Here is a 24,820-nt window from a genome sequence, read left to right on the forward strand (position 1 = left end):
CTGTGTCATCTCGTTGGTTGAGCCTGTCGAAACCCCGTTGGTTGGGCTAATCCCGTTGGTTGAGCCTGTCGAAACCCGACTCCCCCGGATACGGCGTGACGATGTTGAGCGCGTCGCCGTGGGCGGCGTCGGAGTGGCGGTACGGGCGGGCGAGCAGCATGTAGACGAGACCGACGCCGAGCACGATCGCGGCGCCGAGGGCGACGATCCAGTTGTCGTACCAGGGCACGTCAGGCGTACGGGGCCAGATCATGTTGAGCGAGGCCATCAGCTGGTAGGCGAGCGCGGCGATCGTGACGAGCAGGCCCCACCGGCCGAGGGTGAACGTGCCGGACGGCTTCCAGCCCTTCAGGCGCGCGCGCAGGGCAGCGGCGACGACCATCATGAACGCGAGATAGATGCCGAACGAGGCGAACGAGATGATCCGTATGAGCGCGTTGTCGGAGACCTGGGAGCCGAGGATGATGACGATCGGGATCAGCGCCGCGAGCGACAGCGCGTACGGGGGCACGTGTCGGGCGCTCGAGAACCGCTTGAGCAGTGCGCTGCCGGGCATCATGTCGTCGCGTGCATACGCATAGATCATGCGGCTCGCCGCGGCCTGCAGGCTGAGCACGCACGACAAGAACGAGATCAGCACGATCACGAGGACGATGCGGAAGCCGACCGACCCGAAGGCGTTCTCGAGGACGGTGCTGACCGGATCGGTGTCCTGCTCGGCGAACACGGCCGCGAAGCTGGGGACTCCGAGGATGAGCGCGAAGGTGATGAAGAAGGCCGCCGCGCCGCCGATGTAGATCGTCATCCGCATCGCCTTGGGGATCTGGCGACCCGGGTCCTTGACCTCCTCGGCCACGTCGCCGCAGGCCTCGAAGCCATAGAAGAGATAGAGGCCGATGAGCGCGGCGGCGGCGAACGCCGGGAAGTACGAGCCGTCGCCCTGGACGTCGTACGTGTCGAACAGCGCGCCGACGCTGTGGTGCCGCTCGGTGAGCAGCACCCAGATGCCGACGACGAGGGCGCCGACGAGCTCGGCGGCGAACCCGAAGAACGCGATCCTGGCGAGCAGCCTGGTGCCCCCGAGGTTGAGGAGGGTCGTGAGCACGATCAGGCCGATCGCGCACCAGACGGTGACGGCGGTGGTCCCGTCGATGCCGAGCACGATCGCGACGAAGGGTCCCGCGCCGTACGAGACGGCGGCGATCGTCACGGTCAGCGCGATCATGTAGACCCAGCCGGTCATCCACGCCCAGCGACGACCCCACAGGCGGCGCGCCCACGGGTAGACGCCGCCGGCGACCGGGTACTGCGCGACGACCTCGCCGAAGACGAGCGCGACCAGCAGCTGTCCGAGAGCCGCGAGCACGATCGCCCAGATCATCGGCGGCCCGCCCTGCGCGAGCGACGTACCGAACAGGGAGTAGACGCCGACGACCGGCGAGAGATAGGTGAACCCGAGGGCGAAGTTGCCCCAGAAGTTCATGTCGCGCTTGAAGTCGGAGGTGTAGCCGAGCGAGGCGAGGTGGGCGTCGTCGGCGGTGTGGGACGCGGGTTCGTGGGACGCAGTGGGATCGAGCGGCGAAGTCGTCACGGGAATCTCCCTCGGAGCAAGCCGGGCAGTGCGCGGCGACCTCGTCGCACACGGGGGTGTCAAGCAGGCTAGGAGCGACGGCTGCTCGTGGGTCCCTGCCGAAACGGTGCGCGGATGCTGCATGGCATGGACACTGTGTCCATGACCGCCGTGCCGCCCGCCGTGCCGCCTGACGACCCGTACGGGGTCTCGCTGGCGTGGCTGCTCGACCAGGACGCGCTCGGACTGCGGCTCGTCGAGCCCGCGGAGGCACCTGAGGTCCGGCTCGGCTGGGCCCATGCGATCGAGGTGCTCGACCCCACGCCCTTCCTCGGGGGCGGCGAGCTCGTCCTCACGACGGGCCTGCGGATGCCGAGGGCACATGCCGAGCAGGAGGCGTACGTCGTACGCCTGGTGGCGGCCGGCGTGGTCGGCCTGGCCTTCGGCGTCGGCGTGCGGTTCGCGACGATCCCGGTCGGGCTGCGCGACGCGTGCCGTCGGACGGGCCTGCCCCTCCTCGAGGTGCCGCTGCCGACGCCGTTCGTGGCGATCGCGCAGGCGGTCGCGGCACGGCGTGCGGAGCAGGAGAACGCGGTGATGCATCGCGCGGTCACGTTCCAGCGGCAGATGACGCGCGCCGCTCTCGACGGCGGCGTCGCGGGACTGTCCGCTGCGCTGGCCCACGAGCTGCACGCGACCGTCCTGGTCCTCGACGAGCTCGAGCACCCGGTCGCGTCAGCGGGCGAGGCGCCTGACCTGCGCGACCGCGTCGTCGCCGAGCTCGCCGGCCTCGCGGCCTGGCCCGGTCGCGCGAGCATCGCGGTCGTCTCCGGCACCGGCACGCTCGCCGTTCAGCGTCTCGGCGGCCTGGAGCGTCCGAGCGGCTGGCTCGCCGTCGAAGTGCCGGGTGCGCTGTCCGTCGGCGACCGCCTCCTGCTCAACCAGGCGGTCTCGCTCCTCACCCTCCAGCGCGAGCGCCCGCGCGAGCTCGTCGACGCGCGGCACCGGCTCGGCGCGACCGTGCTGGAGCTGCTGCTCGACGACGACGTGGTCGCTCCGTCGGTCGTCCGGCACCTCGAGCACTTCGGGTTCGAGCCCGGCGACCGCGTACGGATGCTGATCGCAGTCCCCGGCAAGGGCCGTACGTCGCCGCTCGATCTCGTCGCGCACGCGCTCGACGCCGCGTCGGTGGCGCACGTGGAGACCGACGCGACCGACGGCGTGCTCGTCCTGGTCCGCGACGAGGACGTGCACGGCAGCGCGGACGCCGTGGCTGAGGGGCTGGCCCGCGCCGGACGCCACGACGTGGTCGTCGGGGTGAGCGGTGCGCTGCCGATCGGGCGAGCGGCGTCGGGCCGGGCGGCGGCTCTCCACGCAGCCGCGTCGGCGCGGGCGTCGCATCAGCAGGTCGGCTGGTACGGCACGCTGACGCTGGAGGCGATCCTCGCTGACGACGTCGTACGGGCGCGGGTGGCGACCCTGGCTGCGTCGCCGTTGGCGCCGTTGCTCGACGGTGACTCGGAGCGTGAGCGCGTGCTGCTGGAGTCGCTCGAGGTGTTCTTGCGCCACAACGGCTCGTGGGAGACGGCGTCACGGGCGCTCGGCGTGCACCGCCACACGTTGCGCAACCGGATGGCGCGCGTCGAGGAGCTGACCGGCGCGCGGCTCGACGTCGCTGAGGACCGGGTCGCGCTGCTGCTCGGACTTCTCGCCCGCGACGGCACGTGACCGCGGTCGGTCAGCGCGCGAGGCCGAGGAACAGCAAGGCCGCTCGTTCGATATCGACCAGCAGCGAGGTGGGGAGTCGTCCGATGCGCGCGCCGACGTTGCTGCGGCGTACGGTCGTGATCTTGTCGACCATGGCGAAGCTCGGCCGGTCGATCCCCGTCGTGCGCGTAGCCGGAACGGGAATGCGGATCAACGGGGCGTCGACAACCGCCGTGGTCAGCGGAACGACGGTGACCGACTCCGTGGCGTCGAAGAGATCCTCTTGAAGGATCAGAACTGGTCGTGGCTTTGACGCGTACGTGCCGCCGGCGACCGCCCACAGCTCGCCGCGGTTCACTCGTCCCAACTGTCGGAGATCTCGTCGACGAAGTCCTGGTCGTCGGCGCGACGATCCGCACGTGCGAGGGCCGCGGCCTGGCGGTGCGCCTCGTCGCGGAACTGCTCGGTCCGCACGTCGGGGACCCACACCTGGATCGGCCGGTATCCGCGCTCACGCATGCGCCGGCGGTGCTCGGCAACACGGTCACGAACGCTCATGGGTCAACGTTACATGTAACGCGGGCGGCGACTCAAGACCCTCAAATGTCTGTCCTCACAGGCCCAGCGCGCCGGGGAGGCCGTTGAGCTGCAGGCGGGCCCCGCCGTGGACGTGCGGGAGGTCCTGCTCGCCGCTGCCGGTCGGCGTCACGAAGGTGACCTGCTCGGTCCAGCGCAGGCGCGTGCCGTCGTCGGTCGGGTCGAGCACGACGGTGACGAGCGACGTCCAGCGAAGCACGTCGTTCACGTGCGTCTCGTAGGTGAGGACGATCCGTTGCGCGGGGACGAGGTCGACGAACCGGGAGTCGTACGCGAGTCGCTCGCTCGTCCCGTCAAGAGCGCGGAACGTGCTCCGTGCCGACTCGCCACCGCCGACGCGGAAGTCGTGCTCGTACGTCGCCTCGCCTCCGGGTAGCCAGAACCAGTGGTGCCGTACGACCGGGTCGGCGAAGCCTTCGTACACGCGCTCCGGCGTGGCGGCGACGTCGAGCGTCACGGTGAAGGTGTCGTGCTGGACGTCGGCAAGCGTGGGTGTCGTCATGGCGACGTGCAACTGCAAGGCCGTACGGATTAGTCCCGCCACTCCGACTCCGCCTCGACAGGTGCGCCGCCGAGGCCGATCTCGTTGCCGTCCGGGTCGCGGTAGGTCCACTTGTGGACGCCGTTCTCGTACGTCTCGCGCGTCGCTGGCTCGATGCCGCGTGCGCTGACCCCGGCGACGAACGCCTCGAAGTCCTCGACGAACACCGTCTGCAGCGCATGCCCGGCATGCTCGGGATTGACCTCGATGTAGAGGTAGCGGTGCTCGGCGAGCTCCCAGACGATCTCGGTGTCGTTCGGCCGGAACGCCTCGTCGGTGCCGAGCAGACGGGCGTACCAGTCCTTGGCGACGTCGAGGTCGCTGACGTAGATCCCGGCGAAGAGGTCGACCTGCATCCGGTCAGGCTAGACGGCTTGGAGCGCACTGCGATGAGTCCGGCGGCGGCCGCCGGTCCACAGGACATGACCGAGACACACATGCTCGAGACACCCGAGGCCACGCTCGCGTACGACGTACGGGGGGCGCTGCCGCCGACCGACCGCCCCGTACTGATGATGGTCGGAGCTCCGATGGACGCGAGCGGGTTCGCGTCGCTCGCCTCGCAGTTCGGCGACCGCACGGTCGTCACGTACGACCCGCGCGGGGTCGGGCGCAGCACCAGCCGCGACGGCTCGACCGTCCATACGGCGGAGCAGCACGCCGACGACCTCCACCAGATCATCGCCGATCTCGGGACCGCTCCGGTCGAGCTGTTCGGGAGCAGCGGCGGCGCGATCAGCGGCCTCGCGCTCGTCACCGCGCACCCGGACGACGTGTCGGTGCTGGTGGCGCACGAACCCCCGCTCACGGAGCTGCTCCCCGATGCCGACAAGGTCGCCGCCGCGGGTCGCGCGGTGCACGCGGTCTATCAGGAGAAGGGGTGGGGTCACGGGATGGCGGCGTTCTTCGCGATGGTCTCGCGGAAGGGCGAGTTCACCGACGACGCGCTCACTGCCTCGCCTCCGGACCCGGCGGCGTTCGGGTTGCCTGCCGAGGACGACGGGTCTCGCGACGACCCGCTGCTGTCCGGCGTCTCCGACGACGGCACCGCTCCGCAGCTCGACGTCGATGCCCTCAAGGCGACATCGGCGCGGATCGTCGTCGCTGTCGGCGCCGACTCCGACGGCCTCATCACCGGTCGTACGTCGGTCGCGCTCGCCGAGGCGCTCGGGCAGGAGGCAACCGTGTTCCCCGGTGGGCATGCCGGATTCGCCGGGGGTGAGTTCGGGCATGACGGCGACCCGGAGGCGTTCGCCGTACGGCTGCGCGAGGTGCTCGACGCCGGCTGATCAGCCTTGCGCCTCGACGTCTTCCAGGCCGGCGAGCATCGCGCGCAGCACGCGCAGTGTGGCGTCACGTGCTCGCCGTCGTCGGCGCGGCCGATGGTGACGACCACCGGAGCATGGCCGAGCGCCTGGCCGCGCTCGTGCCACAGGGCGAGCTGGCGGTGATCGACGACGCGGCGCACTACCCCAACGTGGAGCGGCCGCAGGAGTTCAACCGCGTGGTCGCCGACTTCCTTGCTGCGTACGGGCTCTGAGGGTGCAGTCCGCGCTCACCCGCCCTTGGCAGCGCGTCGGACTCCACCACCTCGCGGATCCGCTCCGCCAGCTCCTCGTCGTACGCCATCTCTGCAGTGTCGCGCGGGGTGGTGACAGAGCCGGGCGGAGTTCAGACGTAGCGCTCGAGTGCTTCCCGCACGATCTCCGAGGGACTCTTGTTCTCCCGCTCGGCGCGCGAACGGAGTCGGCCGTGCAGGTCGGGTGAGAGCCGGACGCCGATCTGAGGTGAGTGAGCAGACCCGCCGGACAGGGACGGTCGGCCTCGGGCGGCGATCCGCTCGCCCTCCTCTTCGTCCAGGTTTCTCACCTGCACCTTGTGCTCGACAAAAAACGTACGCCGCGGCCTGCCTGTGGACAACTGGGGTACGGGAGGGGTCTCGATACGTCCTCCGCGAGCGCTCCGGACTACTCGACCAGCGGCGCCGTCACTTCACGACGTCGAAGACCTGCTTCTGGATCCCGTTCGGGTAGGCCTCGTGCTCGACGAGCTTCAGCTTGGTCGTGTCCTTGTCGCTGTCGCTCCACAGGCGCTTGCCGGCGCCGAGCAGCAGCGGGAAGACGAGCAGGTGGTAGCGGTCGACGAGCCCGGCGTCGGCGAGGTTGCGTCCGAGCGTCGAGCTGCCGTGGACGGCGATCGGCCCGCCCTCGGTCTCCTTGAGCGCAGCGACCTCGTCGAGCGAGCGCAGGATCGTCGCGGGCCACCGCTCGTCGTCGGACTCGAGCGTCGTCGACACCACGTAGCGCGGCATCTCGTTGTACTCCTTGAACTCGTCCATCGTCGGCCACACGGGCGCGAACGCCTCGTACGACGTACGCCCGAGCAGTAGCGCGGTGGTCTCCTGCTGCTCGCGGCCCTTGAGCTCGTACGCGGCCTCGTCGAACTCGACGTCCTTGAACGTCCATCCGGAGTTGCGATAGCCAGGCTCGCCGCCGGGACCCTCCATGACGCCGTCGAGCGAGACGAATGCGGTGACGATCAGGGTGCGCATGGCGTTCCTCCAGGGGGTACGGGACCGCTTCGACCCTAGTGCCGCAGCGGCTTTTCACCCTTACGCCGAACGCGGCGTCGCCGTTTCGACACAGCCGCCGAACGTGTTCTTTCAGACTTCGCTTTCAGTCTGAGGAAGGTATGCCTTACCTTTGTCAGGTGAACAGCATCCAGCGCCCTCCCGAGCTGACCGCCGAGCGGGTCCGCGCGGCGTACGGCTCGGCGGTCGTGGTCGACGACGTGAGCATCGCGCTCATGCCCGGCCGCGTCACCGCGCTGATCGGTCCCAACGGCAGTGGCAAGTCCACGCTCCTGCGGACCCTCGCCCACCTGCACAAGGCGGCAGACGGTCGCATCGCGCTGCGCGAGGGCGAGTCGATCACGGACCTCAAGGCCAAGGAGCTCGCCACCCGCCTGACCCTGCTCTCGCAGTCGCGCTCGGCTCCCGGCGGCGTGACCGTACGGGAGGTCGTCGCGTACGGCCGTCACCCGCACCGTTCGCGGTGGGGCGGCGGCGATCCCGACGGCCACGCGATCGTCGAGCGCGCGATGGCGATGACCGGGGTCACCGAGCTCGCGGGGCGCGGCGTCGACACCCTCTCGGGTGGTCAGGCGCAGCGTGTCTGGCTCGCGAGCTGCCTCGCGCAGGACACGCCGGTGCTGCTGCTGGATGAGCCGACGACGTACCTCGACCTGCGCTACCAGGTCGAGCTCCTCGACATCGTCCGCGACCTCGCCGACGACCACGGCATCGCCGTCGGCATCGTCCTGCACGACCTCGACCAGGCGGCCGCGGTCGCCGACGAGGTCGTGCTGCTCGTCGAGGGCAAGATCACCGCGGTCGGCACCCCGCAGGAGGTGCTGACCACCGAGCTGCTCTCACCCGCGTACGGGGTCACGGTCGACGTCCACGTCGATCCGCACGACGGACACCTCCGTACCCGCGCCCGTGCGCGCCACCACGCTCGTCCCACCACCGACGCCGTCGCGCACTGACGGCGCACCATCACAAGGAGAACCCAGGCCGTGAAGCCCACCCGTACCCTGCTCGTCGCGTCCGCGGCAGCCCTCGCCCTCGCGCTCAGCGCGTGCGGCACCACCGAGGACGACGCCGACAACTCATCGTCGGACAGCAACGAGAAGATCACGATCACCGACGCCCGCGGCGAGAAGGTGACGCTCGACGGACCGGCCGAGAAGGTCGCCTCCACCGAGTGGAACACCGTCGAGTACCTGATCTCGCTCGGCATCCAGCCGACCGCCGTCTCCGACATCAAGGGCTTCAAGGCCTGGGACCAGTCGGTCGAGCTCGACGACAGCGCCACCGACATCGGCACCCGCGGCGAGCCCAGCATCGACACCCTGGCGGGCCTGGGCCTCGACGTCGTCTTCGTGACCGACACCCTTGCCGGTGACGCGATCAAGCAGATCGAGGAGACCACCCCGGTCATCGTGATGCCCGGCGGCGACTCCAGCGACCCGTTCGGCCAGATGTGGAAGAACGTCGACCTCGTCGCGCAGGCCACCGGCACCGAGGACGAGGCCGCCGATCTCAAGAAGGACTTCGACGACAAGATCGCCGAGGCCAAGGAGACCATCGCAGCCACCGATGCCGCCGGTGCGCCGGTCGCGTTCAACGACGCGTGGGAGCAGGGCGGCGCGGTCTCCGTGCGTCCGTACCTCGAGGGCTCGCAGATCGGTGCGGTCCTCAAGGAGCTCGGCTTCGAGGACGCCTGGACCTCGGTCGAGGGTGTCGAGGGCGACGCCGTGTACGGCCTGGGGACGACTGACATCGAGGGTCTGACGAAGCTCCCCGCCGACACGCTCTACTGGTACATCGCCAACGACACCGACGTCGACGTCTACGCCGGCTCGCTGAAGGACAACAAGGTCTGGACCTCGCTGCCGTTCGTCAAGGCCGGCAACGTCGAGCGCTTCCCGGACGGGATCTGGATGTTCGGCGGACCTGCGTCGATGCTGGACTTCACCGACGCGGTCGTCAAGACGGTCTCCTGACACTCGCATGACACTCACCGCCGAGCCCGCCACCGAGGGCCCCTCCGCTTCACCCGGACAGGACGACGGGCGCCGCCTGACCTGGAGCCTCGCGCTCGTGGTCACCGGGTTGCTCGCGCTGATCGTCGTCCTCGCCGCGATCAATGTGGTGCAGGGGACCGCGGCGGTCGGGCTCGGCGACCTGTGGGCCTGGGTCACCGGGTCCGCAGACCAGCAGGTGTCGGCGGTCGTCGTCGACTCGCGGCTGCCCCGCGTCGCCGCCGCGCTCGTGGTCGGTATCGCGCTGGGCGCCGCCGGCTGCGTCCTGCAGTCGATCTCGCGCAATGTGCTGGCGTCGCCGGACACGCTCGCGGTCAACGCGGGCGCGTTCCTCGCACTGACGGTCGCGGCCACGGTCGGGCTGCCGGGGCTGATCTTCGGTGACCTCGTGCTCGCGTTCGTCGGCGGTCTGGCCGCGGCGGGGGTCGTGTTCCTGCTGGCGGGGACGGACTACGGGACCGTACGGCTCGTCCTCGCCGGCACCGTCGTCGCGATGGTGCTCATGTCCCTCGCGACGACGCTGATCATCCTCAACCCGATCGAGGGCCAGGGCCTGCAGGCCTGGGAGTCGGGGATGCTGAGCCAGAACGGCCTCGGCGGCGTACGCGCGATGGTGCCCGTGATCGCCGCGGGCCTGCTGGTGGTCCTCCTGTACGGGCGCCGGCTCGACGTGATGGTGCTCGGTGACGACGCCGCGCGCTCGGTCGGCATCCCCGTACGGCAGACGCAGCTGATCGTGCTGGTCATCGCCGTCGTCCTGTCGGCGGCTGCGGTGACGGTGACGGGGCCAATCGGGTTCATCGGTCTCGCCGCTCCGGCGCTGACCCGGCTGGCGGCGCCGCACGTGCCGGGCCTGCACCGGCACCGCGCGCTGATCCCCGTCTCAGGGCTTGCCGGTGTCGCGATCGTGCTCGGCGCGGACGTCCTGATCCGTGCGCTGCTCGGTGCGCAGCGGGCGGTCGAGGTGCCGACCGGGGTCGTGACGTCGCTGCTCGGCGCCGTCGTGCTGGTGTGGTTCGCGTTTCGGCTGCGTGCGTCGCGGCTGGACGACGCGAGCAACGCGCTCGACGTACGAGGGGTCGGGACGAAGCATCCGATCGCGCTGATGGTCGTGCTCGCGCTGGTGCTGTTCGCGCTCGTGATCGCCGCGGTGCTGGTCGGTGACCGGGTCTTCCTGCTCGGCGACTTCATGAACTGGGCGACGGGACAGGCGGGGCCGATCGTCTCCAACGTCATGGGCGCGCGGGTGCCGCGCGTGCTGGCGGCGCTGCTGGCGGGCGTCGCGCTGGCGATCGCGGGTACGGCGATCCAGGCCGTCACGCGCAACCCGCTCGCGGACCCGACGATCATCGGCGTCGCCGGTGGCGCGTCGGTGGGTGCGGTCGTCATCGTGACGTTCGTGCCGATGGCGTCGTTCTGGGTGCTCGCCGGGGCGTCCGGCGTGGGCGCGCTGATCGCGGCGGCGATCGTGTTCGGGCTGGCGGCGAAGGGTGGGTTCGCGACGGACCGGCTGGTGCTGATCGGCGTGGGCGTCTCGTTCGCGTCCGAGGCGTTGGTGAAGCTGATGATCGTGACCACCGACCCGTGGAATGCCACGAAGGCGTTGACGTGGTTGGCGGGTTCGACGTACGGGCGGTCGTACGAGCACCTGGTGCCGTTGATGATCGCGCTGGTGGTGCTGGTGCCTGCGATCGTGTGCGGGTATCGCTATATGGATCTGTTGTCCGTCGACGAGGACACGCCGCGGGTGCTGGGGGTGCGGCCGGCGCGTGCGCGGTTCGCGTTGCTGGGCTGTGCGGTGCTGCTGACGGCGACGGCCGTGGCGGCGATCGGGCTGGTCGGGTTCGTGGGTCTGGTCGCGCCGCACGCTGCGCGTTCGCTCGTCGGGCGGCGGCACAAGCTGGTGATCCCGGTGGCGGCGCTGCTGGGTGCGATCCTGCTGGTGCTGGCGGACATGCTCGGGCGTACGGTCGCCGCGCCGACGCAGCTGTCGGCGGGGCTGCTGGCTGCGCTGGTCGGCGCCCCGTACTTCTTCTGGCTCCTCCACCGCAGCCGCCGCACCACCGCCGGTTGAGCCTGTCGAAACCCGGCACACCCGGGCGGGGCCACCTGGCGATGGCCCCGGCGCCGGGCTGGTCGGTCGATCAGGAGTGGGCGGAGCTGCGGCGCTTCGACCACTGCCAGATCAGCAGAGCGATGACTGCGCCGATGATCGAGCCGATGATGCCCGCCGGCTGGAAGAAGCCGTCGTCTGCGTCCTTGTGGAACAACAGGTAGCCGAGCATGCCGCCGATGAACGAGCCGATGATGCCGAGCACGATGGTCGCGACGATGGAGAGGTCTTGACGACCGGGCACGAGGAGTCGGGCAACGAAGCCGGCGATGGCGCCGACGATGAGGATGGTGAGGATGAGTCCGAGCATGAGTCTCCCTTTCTTCGAGAGGCCGACTGTTGCGCCCTCTGCCCACTACGCAACCACCCCTAGGAGGGGTGTGGCACACCCCTAGGTGGGTTAGCGTGTGGTCATGAGCAATCGAGGCCGCCCCATCCAGGTCGCCCTCGTGGACGACTACGACGTCGTCGTCATCGGGGTCGCCAACATGCTTGAGCCGTACCGCGACCGTGTCGTGGTCGCCGAGCTGGACACGAACTTGCCCGTCGAGGACGGCGTCGACATCGCGCTGTACGACTCTTTCGCCCAGCCGGAGTCCGATCGCGAGGAGATCAAGGCCCTCATCGACAACCCACGTGCCCGGCGAGTCGTGGTCTATACCTGGAGCTTCCACCCGGACCTCCTCGCGGCAGCCCGCGATCTTGGAGTCCACGGCTATCTGTCCAAGGCGCTCACGGCCCGAGAACTCGTCACCGCCCTCGAGTCCGTGCACGCGGGCGAGATCGTGGTCAGCCCTCCAGCGGCCAAGGTCCGCACCCAGGGTGGTGACTGGCCCGGGCGCGGCGAAGGCCTGACCGATCGTGAGGCGGAGATCCTCGCCCTCATCACGCAGGGCAAGAACAACGCTGAGGTTGCAGCATTGACCTACCTCAGTCCCAACACCGTGAAGTCCTACATCCGCGGGCTCTACCGCAAGATCGACGTCGAGAGCCGGACCCAAGCAGTTCTCTGGGGTGTGGACCATGGGTTCCTGCCCGACAAGCGCCGGATCGAGCACTGGCGAGGCGGCCCCTGACAGCGTCACGCGCTCGGGCCGAGCGTCCCCTCCCCGATCGGTGCCGTCGAGTCCTTGAGCTCCACAAAGATCGCGTGCGTCGGGGTGTCACCGATGTTCTCCCCGTGGTGCTGCTGCGCCGGAAGCCAGATGACCGTGCCTGCTTCGAGCTCCACCTCGCGCTGCTCGTCCCCTTGGACGAGTCGACGCCGGAACGAGGACAGGGTGTACATCACGCTGTCCGGGTGTTCGTGCGGGTTGGTGACTGTGCCCGGCTCATCGAGGTACTCGAGAACGCGGACACGTTCGTTCTCGAAGATGACCTTGTAGTGATCGGGGTTCGTCTCGGCTGGATCAAGGCTCATCAGTTGAGCATGACCCCGTAGGCCGGTACGAGAAAGGTCGCCTTCAACGCCCGCGTGCGGAGCTCGTCTCCACGGGGAAGTGCTTCCACTGCCCCTCGGAGACGACCTCGACGGCGCCGTCGACCACCGCGATGGCCGTCTGGTCGTCGATCGCGTACGCCGGACCCACGATCTCGGCTGCCCACTTCTCGGCACAGGCCATGGTGTTGTCGGGCTCCATGCCGAGGTGCGGGAAGATCGAGAAGTCGACGACCCCGAGCGTACGGTCGTCGGGAGCGGACTCCCACTCGACGAACTCCGCACCGATCCGTGGCGTCAGCGCCATGCTCCCCGCGCTCAGCCCGACCCAGACGGTGTCCCGCAGCAACGGCATGACGTCCGCGAGACCGGATTGCCGTATCCAGTGGGACAGGTAGGTCGCGTCGCCGCCGCCCGCGAGGATGACGTCGGCTCCACGGACCCAGGGGCCCCACTTCTGCTCGCCGACGCTGGGAAGTGCGGTCAGCTCGAGGACGCCCAGCGACTTCCACCCCAGGCCACACATGGGGAGCGGTGTCTGGCCGGTGATGAAACGCCACGCCGACGGTGGCCCTCCCATGGCGTACGTGGCCGTCGGAAGGCAGAGGGCGTTCGCGTCGGCGATCGGCTTGCCCAGCAGATCGACCAGCGCCTCGCGGATGCTCGGATTCGTGACGCCTGCGGAGGTGAGGAGGAGTTTCACGCGTGGCTCCTGTACGTCGCGCTGGCGGCTGTTCTGACAGAAGGGAGGACCGGGTGCATGGATTCCTGACTGGTCCCCGCGTGAAAACCCGTCGCTGCGGATCGTCATCGCGACATCGAGCAACGGAGCGGGTGGCGGATCCCAGAGTGGTACCGTTTTGGTATGAGCACTCAGATCGCTGTGCGTCTGGACGACGATCTCGTGACGTTCGTGGACGAGCTGGTCAAAGCGGGCGAGGCCCCGAGTCGCGCTGCCGTCGTGACGCAGGCGCTCCAGCGGGAGCAGCGACGCACGGTTGCTGAACGCGACGCTGCGATTCTTGCCGCTGAACGGGAAGACACTGACATGGACGGGCTGGCGGAGTTCGCGGCCGGCGTGTCGATGGACGACCACGACTGATGCGACCGATCCACGTGGCCCGTCTCGACAAGGCGCGGCCGGTGCTGGTTCTTACCCGTGAGGTCGTTCGTCCGTATCTGAATCGGGTCACCGTCGCGCCGATTACGAGTACGATCCGCGGGCTCTCCACCGAAGTTCCTGTCGGTCCGATCAATGGCCTTGACCGCGACAGCGTGGTGAGCTGCGACAACATCGTGACTGTGCCCGTGGAAAGTGTGGGCCGACAGCTCGGCTTCCTGCTCGAGTCGCAGGAGGGCGACCTCGCGCATGCGATCCGCGCTGCGTTCGACCTCGATCTCTGAGCCCGCTGGAGTGGATGTCGAGGCAGTGGCTAGCGCGTCGGGATGCGGGCCGCGTTGGCGGGTGCCCCCGTACTTCTTCTGGCTCCTCCACCGCAGCCGCCGCCAGGCATAGCCGGTCGAGTAGCCCGGAGCGCCAGCGGAGGGCGTATCGAGACCTCCCTGTCGAAAATCGTCGGGGATGTACGAACACCCGGTGCCGACGACAGGCGAGAGATGCTCGCCGGTGTATGCCGCGCCATACATATGTTCGCTGCGGTGAACATATGGCTCGCCGACGCCGAGGCTCACGTGATCGGCTGATGGGACGCTACCGGCACAACCTTTTTCGTTATACGATTTTCTTATGGCGACAGACGAACAGATCGAGGCATGGGCCGACGAAGCCGAGGCTGGCTACGACGTCGACCAGCTGAAGCGACGCGGGCGAGGCCGGCCAGGGCGTGGGGCTGAGCCTATGCAGGTGGTGGCCGTTCGTCTCACTGCCGAGGAGATCGCCGCGCTTGACGCCGTTGCTGAGCGGGAGCATCTCTCCCGTTCGGAGACGATTCGTCGCGCGGTGTCAGCCCTGTCGGCGTGAGGGTTCATCGCAGCGCGCTCAAGCACGGCGTCCTGCCGGAGGATGCCATCCAGGCAGCCGATTGGTCGCAATGGATCGAGCCACTCGATGAGGACGACTGGCCCCATCGTGAACTCCGGCTCGGGTTCGACACTCATGCGCGACTGCTGGAGACGGTCGTCCTCGTCTTCGAGAGCGGCGAGGAGATGGTGATACACGCGATGCCTGCCCGTCGACAGTACTGGGACCTGCTTCCCTGACTGAAGTGGTGCCCCTCCGGCGCTGTTAGAGATTGTCAGGGTCTGTCGGGTCGAAGCCGGCGATCCGGACCAGCTCCCGCTGGCCGGTTGTCTTGACGGTCGCGAAGATCTCGTATGCCCAACCATTGGACTGTTCGTCGGCCCAGATGACGACCTCGCGGACATCGTCGGTGGGCACGGTGTAGGTCTCGGCCGGGCCGTCCCAGATCGTTACGACGAAACCTTGGTTGTCCGCGATACTCCCCGTCAGGACGGACCGAGGGTCAACGAGAGTTCCCTTCACTTTCGGCATTGGGCCACCCTATGGGCGGGTTCCTGGTGAAGGCTCAACCAGGAGGACTACTCCGACAGGACCCGACGACGAATCTCGTCGTAGATGAAGGCGTGATCCGGGAAGTCTCCACGGCCATGGGCCGGCCACGGATACGGCCACTCGCCGTGCAACCACTTCAGCACCCCGGCTGGATCGGGGTGACAGCCGTGAGGTGCGTGGCATCGACGACTGCAGAGAGGTCGCTCTCACCGAGTCGTCGCCACCCGATGCCTCCGTCCCCGGTCGCGTAGATGAGCCAGACCGGCGAATCGTCCATCGTTTCGCAGGCACAGAGCCAGATCGCGTGCGTCGCTGTGACCCGCTCGCCTGGCGGCGGCTGCTCGACACCCGACCGGAAGGCGGCCTCCTCGAGGATCCTCTCGACCAGGGCGACGCTCTGGTCCTCAGAGGGCGTCGGAGACTGACACGCGGACATCGCGCCATGTTAGGGCGACATTCCGCCTCGACGTCGAGGTCGTTTGCGGTGCGGGTTGGCTAGGGTCGCGGCGTGGGGATCAACGTGCACCGGGGCGACCAGCCGGAGACGCTCGTGCGCGAGTTCGCCGCGATGCTGCGCGACGACCCCGCGGACGTCTTCACCCCCGAGGTCGTGGTCGTCCCGGCCCGCGGCGTTGAGCGGTGGTTGGCGCAGCAGCTCTCCCACGCGCTCGGCACCACAGCAGGCGACGATGGCGTCTGCGCGGGCCTGCAGATCATGGCGCCGCAGTCGCTCATCAGCATGCTGCTCGGTCGCGACCGCGACGACCCGTGGCAAGCAGATCGACTTGTCTGGCCCACCCTCGAGGCGATCGACGAGCTCACCGGATCCCCTCATTTCGACGCACTCACCCACCACCTCGGCGCGGGCCAGGAGATCACCGACAACCCACGCGCCGAGTGGGAGCGCAAGGCGCGCCAGTCGCGCCGGTACGCCGTGGCGCGCCGCATCGCCGGGCTGTTCGCCTCGTACGCGCGAGAGCGCCCCCACATGCTCGCCGACTGGGAGGCCGGCGTCCCCTCCGACGGCGTGGGCGACACCCTGCCCGACGACTTCCTCTGGCAGCCGATCCTGTGGCGGCGCACGGTCGAGCTCGTCCGCGAACGGCACGACCTGACCGAGTCGGTCACCGAACGCCACCGGCGAGTCGTGGACGAGCTGTCGTCGAGCCAGGCAGCGATCGATCTTCCGCAACGCCTCTCCTTCTTCGGCTACACCCGCCTCGCCGCAGCCGAGCGCGAGCTGGTCGTCGCCCTGGGCGCCTGCCGCGACCTTCACCTCTGGCTGCCGCACCCGTCGCCGCAGCTTTGGGCGGACCTCGACGGCGCAACATCACGAGGCGCCCGCGCCGACGACCGTACGGCGCGCCACGCCAAGCACCCGCTGCTCGCCACCCTCGGCCGCGACGTCCGCGAGCTTCAGGCGGTCCTGAGCACCGACGGCGTCACTGTCCAGGAGCCCCTCGAGGCGACGCCGACCACGAAGACAGACCGCCTCGCACTCCTCCAAGCCGACATCCGCGCCAACCGCGCCCCCGACGAGACGCGGACCACCACCGCCGACGACTTCTCGATCCAGGTGCACGCCTGCCACGGGCCGGCCCGTCAGGTGGAGGTGCTCCGCGAGGTCCTCACCTCGCTGCTCGCCGACGGCCAGGGCGTGCTGCAGCCGCGCGACATCCTCGTGATGTGCCCGGACATCGAGACGTTCGCGCCGCTCATCCAGGCCACGTTCGGCCTCAGCCTTGTCCGCACGCCCGACACGGGCCAAGACTCGTACCATCCCGGCCAGCAGCTCCGCGTGCAGCTCGCCGACCGTGCCCTCGGCGCGACCAACTCGCTGATCGACCTGGCCCATCGCGTCGTCAGCATCGTCGCCGGCCGCATGACCGTCTCCGAGGTGCTCGACCTCGCGAGCCACGAGGCCGTACGGGCGCGGTTCGGGTTCGACGAGGAGGACCTGGAACGGGTCGGCCGGTGGGTCACCGACGCGGGAGTGCGGTGGGGGTACGACGCGGGTCACCGCAGCGAATACCAGCTGGCCGGCCTGGACGCGAACACGTGGACGCGAGGCATGGACCGGATCGCCCTCGGCGTCGCGGTCGCCGCCGACACCGACGGTCCGTCAGCGGCGTGTGTACCTGTCGACGACATCGGCAGCCGCGACATCGAAGTCGTCGGCCGGTTCCTGGAGCTGATGGAGCGGCTCAAGCGCGCCGCCGACACCGTACGCGGCACCCTCTCGGCGCGTGAGTGGATGCGCTGGCTGAACGACACCATCGAGGCGCTCGCCGACACACCCCCGGACGAGCGGTGGCAGTTCGCTCAGCTCGCGCGCGACCTCGACGCGATCGGCGAGACGGCCGGCGACGCGACGACGCTGCGGCTCAACGACATCCGGGTGATGCTCGACCAGCGGTGGGGCGCGCGGCCCACCCGCGCGAACTTCCGCAGCGGCGCGATCACGGTGTGCACGATGGTGCCGATGCGCTCGGTGCCGCACAAGGCCGTGGTGGTGCTCGGCGTCGACGACGGCGTCTATCCGCGCTCACCCGTGGTCGACGGGGACGACGTCATGGCCCGCCGTCCGCAGGTCGGTGAGCGCGACGCACGCAGCGAGGATCGCCAGCTCCTGCTCGACGCCGTGATGGCGGCCAGCGAGCGTTTCGTGGCGATCTACTCCGGCTTCGACGAGCACAACGGTGCGCGCCGCCCACCGGCCGTACCGCTGCAAGAGCTGATCGCCGCAGCATCCCGTACGGCGACAGCGCCCGGGGACGCGGACGGCGCGACCGACCCGAGCTTCGTACGGCACCACCCGCTGCAGGCGTTCGACGAGCGCAACTTCCATCCCGACGGCCCGGTGCCCGGAGGCACGTTCGACACGGCCGCGCTCGCGGGAGCCGAGGCGCTGCGCACCTTTCGGACGGATCCGCCTGCCAAGAAGGACTTCCTCGACCAGCCGCTCTCCGTACAGCCGATCTCCGCCGTCACGGTCGACGAGCTGGTGGCGTTCCTGCAGAACCCGGCACGCGAGTTCCTCCGGCACCGCCTCGACGTGACCGTCCCGCGGCAGGTGGACGAGGCGAACGACTCGCTGCCGATCGCCCTCGACGGGCTGGAGCAGTGGGACATCGGGGAGCGGGTGCTGCACGAGGTGCTCGACGGGATGGCGCTCGAGGACGCGCTCGACCGGGAGGTCGTACGAGGAAGCTTCCCGCCGGGCGCGCGCGGCCGGGTCGTACGCGACGAGATCGCGGCGAACGTGAGGGCAATCGCAGCCGACCGCGGCACCGGCCAGCCCAGGTCCGTCGACATCCGGCTCGACCTGCCCGCACCCGAGGGCAGCGGCGCCGTACGGCTGACGGGTGTGGTCACTGCGATCCATGACGACACGGTGTGGTTACGGACGTACTCCACGATCAGCGCGAAGCACGTCGCGGCCGCATGGGTGCGCTTGCTGGCGCTGGCGGCGGCCGAACCCGAGCGCGAGCACCGCGCCGAGCTGCTCGGCAAGAGGGGCGGCCTCCGGCTGTCCTCACCCGACCCGACGGAGGCCGTGGCGCGGCTCGCCGACCTCGTACGGATCCGGCAGTCCGGGATGCGGTTCCCGATGGGCGTCCCGCCGAAGACCGCGAGCGCGTTCGCCGCCGCGTACCGCAAGACCCGCCCCGGCGACCCGTACGGCGTGCGGCAGGCACTCGATCGCGCCCGCAAGAGCTGGGAGGGCGACAACCGCTTCCCGGGCGAGAACGTCGACCCGTGGTGGCGATTCGTCCTCGGACCGCAGTCGCGCGTCGAAGAGCTCAACCGGCGCGACGGTCTCGTCTACTTCGCGCCGCGCATCTGGAACCCCATCCACGAGCACGGGGGCGACGCATGAGCCCGACGAACGCCCCTGGGATGACCAGCTTCGACATCACCGCGCCCCTCCCGTCGGGGACAACGCTCATCGAGGCGAGCGCCGGTACGGGCAAGACGTGGACGCTGTCGGCGCTCGTCGTCCGGTACGTGGCGGAGCAGGGGCGGCCGCTCTCCGAGCTGCTGATCGTCACCTTCAGCCGCGCGGCCAGCCAGGAGCTGCGCGAACGCGTCCGGGAGCGCATGGCCGAGACCCTCACCGCTCTCCAACGCGGCGACGTCACCGCGGACGTCCTGGTCAACCACCTGCGCGACTGCTCCGCTGACGAGCTCGCGGCGCGCATCGACCGGCTTGCCACCGCCGTGGCCGACTTCGACACGGCGACCATCGCGACCATCCACCAGTTCTGCCACTACGTGCTGAGAGGCCTGGGCGTCGCCGGCGACTCCGACTCGTACGCCACGCTGGCGGAGGATCTGACCGACCTGCGCACCGACGTCGTCGACGACCTCTACCTGGCCGAGCACGTCGCGGGATCGACCCTCGACTACGCGCAGGCGAAGGCCGACGCGCAGATCGCGCTCGACAACCCGAGCGCGGTGCTGTCGCCCACCGACGCGACCGGGCCCGTCGCGGCGCGGCTGGCGTTCGTCGAGAAGGTCCGCGCCGAGGTCACGCGACGCAAGCGCCGGGCGGCACTGCTCGGCTACGACGACCTCCTCACCGAGCTCGCCGACGCGTTGGAGGCCGACGACAGCCCGGCGCGGCGGCGGATGCGCGAACGCTGGTCGGTGGTGCTGGTCGACGAGTTCCAGGACACCGATCCGGTGCAGTGGCAGGTGTTCTCTCGCGCGTTCGGGTTTCGACAGGCTCAACCAGCGGGGGACGACAAGACCCTCGTGCTGATCGGCGATCCGAAGCAGGCGATCTATGCGTTCCGCGGCGGCGACGTCGCCACGTACCTGCTCGCCGCCAAGACGGCGGCGACCCGGACGTCGCTGCCGACGAACTACCGCAGCGACGCGCCGCTGGTGGACGCGCTGCAGCTGTTGATGGCGAACGTCCAGCTCTCGCCGGGCATCGTCGCCCACCCGATCACCGCTCAGCGGACGGCGCACCGCCTGCAGGGTGCGCCCGACAACAGCCCCGTACGGCTGCGGGCGGTGCTGGGCGACAAGAGGCTCGCGATCGGCTCGGTACGAGAGAACGTGTACGCCGACGCTGCGGCCGACATCGCGCGCCTGCTCACCTCCGACGCCACGTTCGACGGCTCTCCCGTACGGCCGCAGCACATCGCCGTACTCGCGTACGCCAACCGTGATCTGCACGGCATCCGGGCGGCGCTGCGTACCCACGGGATTACGTCCGTCCTCGTCTCCAGCGAGTCGGTCCTTCGTACGACCGCCGCCGAGTGGTGGTTCCACCTGATGATGGCGCTCGAGCAGCCGCACCGGCCCGAACGCCTCCGCCTGGCGGCGCTCACGCCGTTCCTCGGCTGGACGGCGGAGGAGCTGGACGCCCGCGGCGAGCAGGCGACGGAGGCGATCTCTGCGCAGGTACGGGCGCTAGTCGCGGCGTTCCACCGGGGCGCGATCGCCGCCGTGCTGGACGTCGCGCGCAGCCAAGGGCTCGACGCGCGCGTGCTGTCGCAGGTCGGTGGTGAGCGCGACCTGACCGACATCGAGCACTGCGCCCAGCTCTTGCAGGAGCACGTCCTCGAGGGCACGCGCGCGCTGCCGAGCCTGGTCGCCTGGCTGAGGCAGCAGAGCGCCGACGGTACGGCAGCCACCGCGGCGTCGCGGATCATGCGGCTCGACTCCGATGCCCTGGCCGTCACCTTGTCGACGATCCACGGCAGCAAGGGCCTGCAGTATCCGATCGTCTATGCGCCGTTCCTCTTCGACCACTGGATGAAGGACGACCCGACGCCCGCGATCATCCACCGCGACGGGCGCCGCGTTCTGTCCTTCGACGCCGACGAGGTGAACCAGCCGGAGCACCGGTCGGAGGCGCTCGGGGAGAACATGCGGCTGGCGTACGTCGCGATGACGCGGGCCCAGTCGCAGGTCGTCGTGTGGTGGGCTCCCACGTGGAACACCGCAAACTCCGCCCTGCACCGGCTCCTGTTCGGGCAGGCCGGTTCTGCCGACCAGCTGGACTCGCTGCTCGCGGCGCGCGCTCAGGGTGGCGACGGTCCCGGGGTGGTCCCCGCCGAGCGGGTGCAGCTCGAGAACGCGGCTGTCTCCGAGCAGATTCTGCGGACGTGGGCCGCGCACGGCGTGTTCAGCCTCACGGAGGTCGACGGCGACCGCAGCGCCCCCGAGGTGGTGGCCGACCGGGCGACGACGCCGCTGACCGTACGACGGTTCGACCGCTCGTGGGTCGACCAGCTGTGGCGCCGGACGTCGTACTCATCGCTGACCGCGGCCTCCCACGACGCGGGCGCCGCCACCTCCGAACCCGAGACTGATGCCGTGGGGCGCGACGACGAGGAACCACTTGCCGTCGCTTCGAACGGCGCTGCGAATGCCGCCGGAGTCGGCGCTGATGTCCCCTCCCCGATGGCGCAGATGCCCGTCGGCACGACGTTCGGCTCGTTGGTGCACGCGGTGCTGGAGGACGCCGACTTCCAGGCCGACGACCTGCACGAGGACCTCCTCGACCGGATCCGCGAGCACCTCGCCTGGTGGCCTGTTGAGGTTGATCCGGACGCGCTGGCCACGGCGCTCGAAGCCGTGTGTACGACGCCGATTGGGCCATTGGCGGGTGGCGCGACGTTGGTCGACCTACCTCGTACGGACCGGTTCGCGGAGATGGACTTCGAGCTCCCGTTGGCGGGGGGCGACCGCTCGCACGCGAACGCGCGGTTGGGGGCGATGGCGCCGATCCTGCGCGAGCACCTGCCGGCCGGCGATCCGCTGCGTGCGTACGCCGACGCCCTCGACGGAGAGGAGCTCGGCGGACAGGCGTTGCTGGGCTATCTGACCGGCTCGATCGACCTGACCTTCCGGCACGACGGCAAGTTCTACGTCGTCGACTACAAGACCAACTGGCTCGGACCGACCGATGCCGAGCTGACCCTTGCCGAATACGCGCCGGCGCAGTTGGCGGAGGCGATGACGCACTCGACGTACCCGCTGCAGGCGATCCTCTACTCGGTCGTGCTCCACCGCTACCTGCGCTGGCGGCTCCCGGCGTACGACCCGGAGAAGCACCTGGGCGGCGTGATGTACCTGTACCTGCGCGGCATGGCCGGCCCCGACACCCCGCTGATGGACGGCCAGCCGTGCGGGGTGTTCTCGTGGCGCCCACCGTCCGCGCTGCTCGAGGACCTGTCGGCCGTGCTCGATGGCCGTACGCGCAAGGGGGCGCGATGACCGCGGACCCTGCCGTCACGGTCGTCGCCGAGGGACGGCTGGCGACCCTCAACGAGGCAGGCTTCCTGGACGGCAGCGACTGCGTCGTCGCCACCCGCATCTGTCGTCAGCTCGGCGAAGAGGTTGGCAGCGATGCTGCGCTCGCGCTGGCGTTCGCCGTACGGGCCGTCCGTGACGGGTCGACCGCGCTCTCGCTGGAGTCGGTCGCCGCGCTGACGGCGGACCTGGACGACGAGGACCTCGACAGCGAGCCGCCGACCGTGGGCGACACGGTGGAGCTGCCGGAGGCCGGCGCGTGGTTGGAGACTGTACGGTCTTCCGGCCTGGTCGCCGCCGGTGTCCTGCGCGTCGATCTCGGGCTGGTGTACCTCGACCGCTATCACGCGGACGAGAGACTCATCGCCGACGCGTTGCGGGCGAGGCGTGAGGTGGCGGTGTCGCCGGTGGACCTCACGGCGGTTGAGGCGGTCGTGATCGCGACCAAGCCCGAGCTGGACGAGGCGCAGCAGGCAGCCGTACACAGCGTGGCCAAGCGTGCGACCACGGTCCTCACCGGCGGGCCAGGGATGGGGAAGACGCACACGATCGCGAGCGTGCTGCGGGCGCTCAGCGCGGGTAGCGGCGGGCGCCTCCGCATCGGGATGGCCGCGCCGACGGGCAAGGCCGCGGCGCGGATGAACGAGATGATCGAGGCCGAAGACGGCGGCGACCTGTCGATCAGCCCGGCGGTGACGTTGCACCGTCTGCTGGGCAGCCTCCCCGGAAGCAACCAGCGGTTCCGCCACGACGCCCGCAACCCGCTGCCCCACGACCTCGTCATCGTCGATGAGGCCTCGATGGTCTCGCTGAGCATGATGGCGCGCCTGATCGACGCATTGGCGCCCGCGACCCGGCTCCTGCTCGTCGGCGACCCCGACCAGCTGGCGTCCGTCGAAGCCGGCTCGGTCCTCGCCGATCTCGTACGAGGCCTGGAGCCGGACGGGAGCGTCGTCCGTCTCACGAAGGACCACCGGGTGCAGGGGGATCGAGCCGACCTCGCGGCGGCATTCCGAGACGGAGACCCCGAAGCAGTCCTCACCGCACTCGACACGGCCCACCCGCCGGTCGAGCCTGTCGAGACCACCCAGCCGGTCGAGCCTGTCGAGACCCACGCGGCCCGCCCGCCGGTCGAGCCTGTCGAGACCACCCAGCCGGTCGAGCCTGTCGAGACCCACGCCGCCCGTCAGGGGGTCGAAGCCGACAGTTCGTCGGTTGAGCTTGTCGAAACCAACACCCCCTCCCTCCACCTGCTCCCACAGGTCATCGACCACGCAGTACGACTCCGAGAACTCGCCCTTCGCGGCGACGCGGACGAAGCACTCGCCCACCTCGACACGCTCCGCCTGCTGTGCGCACACCGCACGGGCCCGTTCGGCACCCGCCACTGGAACCAGCTCGTCGAACGCGCACTCGCCGAGCGCGCTCCCGAGGTGGCGCTGCAGACGATGTACGTCGGCCGCCCGATCCTGGTGACCCGCAACGACTACGGGCTCGGCGTCCGCAACGGCGACACCGGTGTCATCGTCCGAACCGACGACGGCCCGATTGCTGTCCTCCAGACCGCGTCCGGCCCGCTGTCGCTCTCGCCGTGGCGCCTATCGGACATCGAGACGATGCACGCGATGACCGTGCACAAGGCCCAAGGGAGCCAGGCCGAGAACATCGTCGTCATCGTCCCGCCGCCGCGTTCACGGCTGCTCACCCGCGAGATGCTCTACACCGCCGTCACTCGAGCGGCGGGGCACCTGACGATCGTTGGCGGGCGGGACGCGATTGGGCAGGCAGTGCGAACGACAGCCCGGCGGTCTTCAGGACTGGCAGACCAACTGTCAGGCTGAGATCGACCGAACGGCCAGGCGTCGGTCGCTGGGCGATTGACGAGACTCCTTGTTTCCGACGGCGCCCGGCAAGTCGTACGAGTTCCTGGTGCCGGAGATGCTCGCGATCGCAGGGCTGGTGCTGCGGTGACCCTCGAGTATCGATATCTGGATTTGCTGTCGGTCCATCACGACGCGCCTCGTTTGCTAGGTGAACGTCCGGGATTGGCCGTTCACGCTGTTGACGTGTGCGGCGCCGCTGCTGGGTGCGATCTTGCCCGGTCAGCGCGCCGTACTTGCTATGGCTGCTGCGCCGCAGGCGCCGCACCGCGCCATCGGCTGAGCCTGTCGAAACCCCTCCCTCCGGCCGGTTGGGTCGTCGAAACCCTGCGGGTGAGCGGCGCCAGTCCAGATGACGCCGCGTCGAGCGACCTCGCATTATGGACAGGGCAGACATCCTCGAGCGCAACTGAGGCTGATGTCGGATTTCCGCGACGCATGGACGCGATGTGGGAAGCGCTTGCTAGTGGAGACTAGGAACTACCGCCCCGGCGATCAGAGCATTCATCAATGCACATCGACTCGCGTCCGGCCTTCCGAGGGTTCCGAAGAGAATCCGCCCTG

At 69.6% G+C, this 24,820-nt stretch carries 26 protein-coding genes; 14 read left to right on the plus strand and 12 right to left on the minus strand.

The annotated features are described in order from the left end of the window. Window positions 1-46: 46 nt before the first annotated feature. Window positions 47-1,591 carry an APC family permease gene (locus H4N58_RS00750; protein WP_243845042.1) on the minus strand — a complete coding sequence of 515 codons (1,545 nt, stop codon included), beginning with the start codon at window positions 1,589-1,591 and terminating at the stop codon, window positions 47-49. A gap of 126 nt (window positions 1,592-1,717) precedes the next feature. On the opposite strand from H4N58_RS00750, the gene H4N58_RS00755 reads away from it, so the two are divergent. Next, window positions 1,718-3,298: a PucR family transcriptional regulator gene (locus H4N58_RS00755; protein WP_167249481.1), complete on the plus strand. Its 1,581-nt coding sequence runs from the start codon at window positions 1,718-1,720 to the stop codon at window positions 3,296-3,298. Window positions 3,299-3,308: 10 nt separating this feature from the next. On the opposite strand, the gene H4N58_RS00760 is transcribed toward H4N58_RS00755, so the two are convergent. The 4 genes from H4N58_RS00760 to H4N58_RS00775 are packed head-to-tail and all read right to left on the minus strand — an operon-like array spanning window position 3,309 to window position 4,771. Then, entirely contained in the window at window positions 3,309-3,635 is a 327-nt protein-coding gene (locus H4N58_RS00760; RefSeq protein ID WP_167249479.1) for a type II toxin-antitoxin system PemK/MazF family toxin, read from the minus strand. After that, window positions 3,632-3,835, minus strand: coding sequence for an antitoxin MazE-like protein (locus H4N58_RS00765; protein ID WP_167249477.1), 204 nt, complete (start codon window positions 3,833-3,835; stop codon window positions 3,632-3,634). Before H4N58_RS00765 ends, H4N58_RS00760 begins: the two co-directional genes overlap by 4 nt. Before the next feature lie 55 nt (window positions 3,836-3,890). Beyond that, complete coding sequence (locus H4N58_RS00770) at window positions 3,891-4,376, minus strand: SRPBCC domain-containing protein (protein ID WP_167249475.1); 486 nt, start codon at window positions 4,374-4,376, stop codon at window positions 3,891-3,893. A 29-nt stretch (window positions 4,377-4,405) separates the two neighbouring features. Then, on the minus strand, window positions 4,406-4,771 hold the full coding sequence (locus H4N58_RS00775) for a VOC family protein (protein WP_167249473.1): 366 nt from the start codon (window positions 4,769-4,771) through the stop codon (window positions 4,406-4,408). Between the two features lie 66 nt (window positions 4,772-4,837). On the opposite strand from H4N58_RS00775, the gene H4N58_RS00780 reads away from it, so the two are divergent. Together H4N58_RS00780 and H4N58_RS00785 are read left to right on the plus strand one after the other, a co-directional pair. Next, window positions 4,838-5,704, plus strand: coding sequence for an alpha/beta fold hydrolase (locus H4N58_RS00780; RefSeq protein WP_167000974.1), 867 nt, complete (start codon window positions 4,838-4,840; stop codon window positions 5,702-5,704). A 68-nt stretch (window positions 5,705-5,772) separates the two neighbouring features. Next, complete coding sequence (locus H4N58_RS00785; protein ID WP_167000976.1) at window positions 5,773-5,955, plus strand: alpha/beta fold hydrolase; 183 nt, start codon at window positions 5,773-5,775, stop codon at window positions 5,953-5,955. Window positions 5,956-6,086: 131 nt separating this feature from the next. Here H4N58_RS00785 and H4N58_RS00790 read toward each other — a convergent pair whose 3' ends face one another. Together H4N58_RS00790 and H4N58_RS00795 are read right to left on the minus strand one after the other, a co-directional pair. After that, window positions 6,087-6,284 (minus strand): CopG family ribbon-helix-helix protein, encoded by a 198-nt coding sequence (locus tag H4N58_RS00790; protein ID WP_167000978.1) that lies wholly within the window; start codon window positions 6,282-6,284, stop codon window positions 6,087-6,089. Window positions 6,285-6,402: 118 nt separating this feature from the next. Then, the gene (locus H4N58_RS00795; RefSeq protein WP_167249471.1) at window positions 6,403-6,966 is read right to left on the minus strand and encodes a dihydrofolate reductase family protein; all 564 of its coding nucleotides are present in this window, start codon (window positions 6,964-6,966) and stop codon (window positions 6,403-6,405) included. 158 nt (window positions 6,967-7,124) lie between these two features. Here H4N58_RS00795 and H4N58_RS00800 point away from each other — a divergent pair, with 158 nt between their 5' ends. From H4N58_RS00800 to H4N58_RS00810, 3 genes are read left to right on the plus strand one after another with little or no spacing between them, the layout of a single operon-like run. Continuing rightward, window positions 7,125-7,961: an ABC transporter ATP-binding protein gene (locus H4N58_RS00800; RefSeq protein WP_279587720.1), complete on the plus strand. Its 837-nt coding sequence runs from the start codon at window positions 7,125-7,127 to the stop codon at window positions 7,959-7,961. A gap of 30 nt (window positions 7,962-7,991) precedes the next feature. Next, on the plus strand, window positions 7,992-8,981 hold the full coding sequence (locus H4N58_RS00805; RefSeq protein ID WP_208322846.1) for an iron-siderophore ABC transporter substrate-binding protein: 990 nt from the start codon (window positions 7,992-7,994) through the stop codon (window positions 8,979-8,981). A 7-nt stretch (window positions 8,982-8,988) separates the two neighbouring features. Further along, window positions 8,989-11,094: an iron ABC transporter permease gene (locus tag H4N58_RS00810; RefSeq protein WP_167249469.1), complete on the plus strand. Its 2,106-nt coding sequence runs from the start codon at window positions 8,989-8,991 to the stop codon at window positions 11,092-11,094. 70 nt (window positions 11,095-11,164) lie between these two features. Here H4N58_RS00810 and H4N58_RS00815 read toward each other — a convergent pair whose 3' ends face one another. After that, window positions 11,165-11,443, minus strand: a complete 279-nt coding sequence (locus H4N58_RS00815) for a GlsB/YeaQ/YmgE family stress response membrane protein (RefSeq protein ID WP_167000986.1) — start codon at window positions 11,441-11,443, stop codon at window positions 11,165-11,167. Window positions 11,444-11,546: 103 nt separating this feature from the next. Here H4N58_RS00815 and H4N58_RS00820 point away from each other — a divergent pair, with 103 nt between their 5' ends. Beyond that, window positions 11,547-12,209 carry a response regulator transcription factor gene (locus H4N58_RS00820; RefSeq protein WP_167000987.1) on the plus strand — a complete coding sequence of 221 codons (663 nt, stop codon included), beginning with the start codon at window positions 11,547-11,549 and terminating at the stop codon, window positions 12,207-12,209. A gap of 5 nt (window positions 12,210-12,214) precedes the next feature. Here the strand turns inward: H4N58_RS00820 and H4N58_RS00825 are convergent, their stop codons facing one another. Both H4N58_RS00825 and H4N58_RS00830 read right to left on the minus strand, forming a co-directional pair. After that, window positions 12,215-12,553 (minus strand): cupin domain-containing protein, encoded by a 339-nt coding sequence (locus tag H4N58_RS00825; protein WP_167249467.1) that lies wholly within the window; start codon window positions 12,551-12,553, stop codon window positions 12,215-12,217. A gap of 43 nt (window positions 12,554-12,596) precedes the next feature. After that, window positions 12,597-13,274 (minus strand): Type 1 glutamine amidotransferase-like domain-containing protein, encoded by a 678-nt coding sequence (locus H4N58_RS00830; protein ID WP_167249465.1) that lies wholly within the window; start codon window positions 13,272-13,274, stop codon window positions 12,597-12,599. A gap of 162 nt (window positions 13,275-13,436) precedes the next feature. On the opposite strand from H4N58_RS00830, the gene H4N58_RS00835 reads away from it, so the two are divergent. The 4 genes from H4N58_RS00835 to H4N58_RS00850 all read left to right on the plus strand — a co-directional run bounded on the left by H4N58_RS00835 (window position 13,437) and on the right by H4N58_RS00850 (window position 14,791). Beyond that, complete coding sequence (locus H4N58_RS00835; protein ID WP_167249463.1) at window positions 13,437-13,673, plus strand: ribbon-helix-helix domain-containing protein; 237 nt, start codon at window positions 13,437-13,439, stop codon at window positions 13,671-13,673. After that, window positions 13,673-13,975, plus strand: coding sequence for a type II toxin-antitoxin system PemK/MazF family toxin (locus H4N58_RS00840; RefSeq protein ID WP_167000994.1), 303 nt, complete (start codon window positions 13,673-13,675; stop codon window positions 13,973-13,975). Before H4N58_RS00835 ends, H4N58_RS00840 begins: the two co-directional genes overlap by 1 nt. Window positions 13,976-14,318: 343 nt before the next feature. Beyond that, entirely contained in the window at window positions 14,319-14,552 is a 234-nt protein-coding gene (locus H4N58_RS00845) for a ribbon-helix-helix protein, CopG family (RefSeq protein ID WP_167000996.1), read from the plus strand. After that, window positions 14,549-14,791, plus strand: a complete 243-nt coding sequence (locus H4N58_RS00850) for a toxin (protein ID WP_167249461.1) — start codon at window positions 14,549-14,551, stop codon at window positions 14,789-14,791. The genes H4N58_RS00845 and H4N58_RS00850 overlap by 4 nt, the downstream gene beginning before the upstream one ends. A gap of 25 nt (window positions 14,792-14,816) precedes the next feature. On the opposite strand, the gene H4N58_RS00855 is transcribed toward H4N58_RS00850, so the two are convergent. Together H4N58_RS00855 and H4N58_RS00860 are read right to left on the minus strand one after the other, a co-directional pair. After that, window positions 14,817-15,083, minus strand: a complete 267-nt coding sequence (locus tag H4N58_RS00855; protein WP_167249460.1) for a hypothetical protein — start codon at window positions 15,081-15,083, stop codon at window positions 14,817-14,819. A gap of 157 nt (window positions 15,084-15,240) precedes the next feature. Further along, window positions 15,241-15,540: a hypothetical protein gene (locus tag H4N58_RS00860; RefSeq protein ID WP_167249458.1), complete on the minus strand. Its 300-nt coding sequence runs from the start codon at window positions 15,538-15,540 to the stop codon at window positions 15,241-15,243. A gap of 72 nt (window positions 15,541-15,612) precedes the next feature. Between H4N58_RS00860 and recC the strand changes: the two genes are divergently transcribed. Genes recC through recD form a run of 3 tightly spaced genes read left to right on the plus strand, consistent with a single transcriptional unit; the run spans window position 15,613 to window position 24,217 of the window. Beyond that, entirely contained in the window at window positions 15,613-18,984 is a 3,372-nt protein-coding gene (gene recC / locus H4N58_RS00865) for an exodeoxyribonuclease V subunit gamma (RefSeq protein ID WP_167249456.1), read from the plus strand. Continuing rightward, window positions 18,981-22,340, plus strand: coding sequence for a UvrD-helicase domain-containing protein (locus H4N58_RS00870; protein WP_243845041.1), 3,360 nt, complete (start codon window positions 18,981-18,983; stop codon window positions 22,338-22,340). The genes recC and H4N58_RS00870 overlap by 4 nt, the downstream gene beginning before the upstream one ends. After that, the gene (recD, locus tag H4N58_RS00875; RefSeq protein ID WP_167249454.1) at window positions 22,337-24,217 is read left to right on the plus strand and encodes an exodeoxyribonuclease V subunit alpha; all 1,881 of its coding nucleotides are present in this window, start codon (window positions 22,337-22,339) and stop codon (window positions 24,215-24,217) included. Before H4N58_RS00870 ends, recD begins: the two co-directional genes overlap by 4 nt. The last annotated feature ends 603 nt before the right edge of the window (window positions 24,218-24,820 follow it).

Source organism: Mumia sp. ZJ1417 (assembly GCF_014127285.1).
In the GTDB taxonomy this organism is placed as follows: Bacteria; Actinomycetota; Actinomycetes; order Propionibacteriales; family Nocardioidaceae; genus Mumia.

What these genes read in the sequence shown, in the direction of transcription:
- H4N58_RS00755 (WP_167249481.1), top strand. Translation starts at nt 1,718, where the DNA reads ATGGACACTGTGTCCATGACCGCCGTGCCGCCCGCCGTGCCGCCTGAC.
- H4N58_RS00765 (WP_167249477.1), bottom strand. Translation starts at nt 3,835, where the DNA reads ATGAGCGTTCGTGACCGTGTTGCCGAGCACCGCCGGCGCATGCGTGAG.
- H4N58_RS00770 (WP_167249475.1), bottom strand. Translation starts at nt 4,376, where the DNA reads ATGACGACACCCACGCTTGCCGACGTCCAGCACGACACCTTCACCGTG.
- H4N58_RS00775 (WP_167249473.1), bottom strand. Translation starts at nt 4,771, where the DNA reads ATGCAGGTCGACCTCTTCGCCGGGATCTACGTCAGCGACCTCGACGTC.
- H4N58_RS00780 (WP_167000974.1), top strand. Translation starts at nt 4,838, where the DNA reads ATGACCGAGACACACATGCTCGAGACACCCGAGGCCACGCTCGCGTAC.
- H4N58_RS00795 (WP_167249471.1), bottom strand. Translation starts at nt 6,966, where the DNA reads ATGCGCACCCTGATCGTCACCGCATTCGTCTCGCTCGACGGCGTCATG.
- H4N58_RS00810 (WP_167249469.1), top strand. Translation starts at nt 8,989, where the DNA reads ATGACACTCACCGCCGAGCCCGCCACCGAGGGCCCCTCCGCTTCACCC.
- H4N58_RS00815 (WP_167000986.1), bottom strand. Translation starts at nt 11,443, where the DNA reads ATGCTCGGACTCATCCTCACCATCCTCATCGTCGGCGCCATCGCCGGC.
- H4N58_RS00820 (WP_167000987.1), top strand. Translation starts at nt 11,547, where the DNA reads ATGAGCAATCGAGGCCGCCCCATCCAGGTCGCCCTCGTGGACGACTAC.
- H4N58_RS00825 (WP_167249467.1), bottom strand. Translation starts at nt 12,553, where the DNA reads ATGAGCCTTGATCCAGCCGAGACGAACCCCGATCACTACAAGGTCATC.
- H4N58_RS00835 (WP_167249463.1), top strand. Translation starts at nt 13,437, where the DNA reads ATGAGCACTCAGATCGCTGTGCGTCTGGACGACGATCTCGTGACGTTC.
- H4N58_RS00840 (WP_167000994.1), top strand. Translation starts at nt 13,673, where the DNA reads ATGCGACCGATCCACGTGGCCCGTCTCGACAAGGCGCGGCCGGTGCTG.
- H4N58_RS00845 (WP_167000996.1), top strand. Translation starts at nt 14,319, where the DNA reads ATGGCGACAGACGAACAGATCGAGGCATGGGCCGACGAAGCCGAGGCT.
- H4N58_RS00855 (WP_167249460.1), bottom strand. Translation starts at nt 15,083, where the DNA reads ATGCCGAAAGTGAAGGGAACTCTCGTTGACCCTCGGTCCGTCCTGACG.
- H4N58_RS00860 (WP_167249458.1), bottom strand. Translation starts at nt 15,540, where the DNA reads ATGTCCGCGTGTCAGTCTCCGACGCCCTCTGAGGACCAGAGCGTCGCC.
- H4N58_RS00870 (WP_243845041.1), top strand. Translation starts at nt 18,981, where the DNA reads ATGAGCCCGACGAACGCCCCTGGGATGACCAGCTTCGACATCACCGCG.
- recD (WP_167249454.1), top strand. Translation starts at nt 22,337, where the DNA reads ATGACCGCGGACCCTGCCGTCACGGTCGTCGCCGAGGGACGGCTGGCG.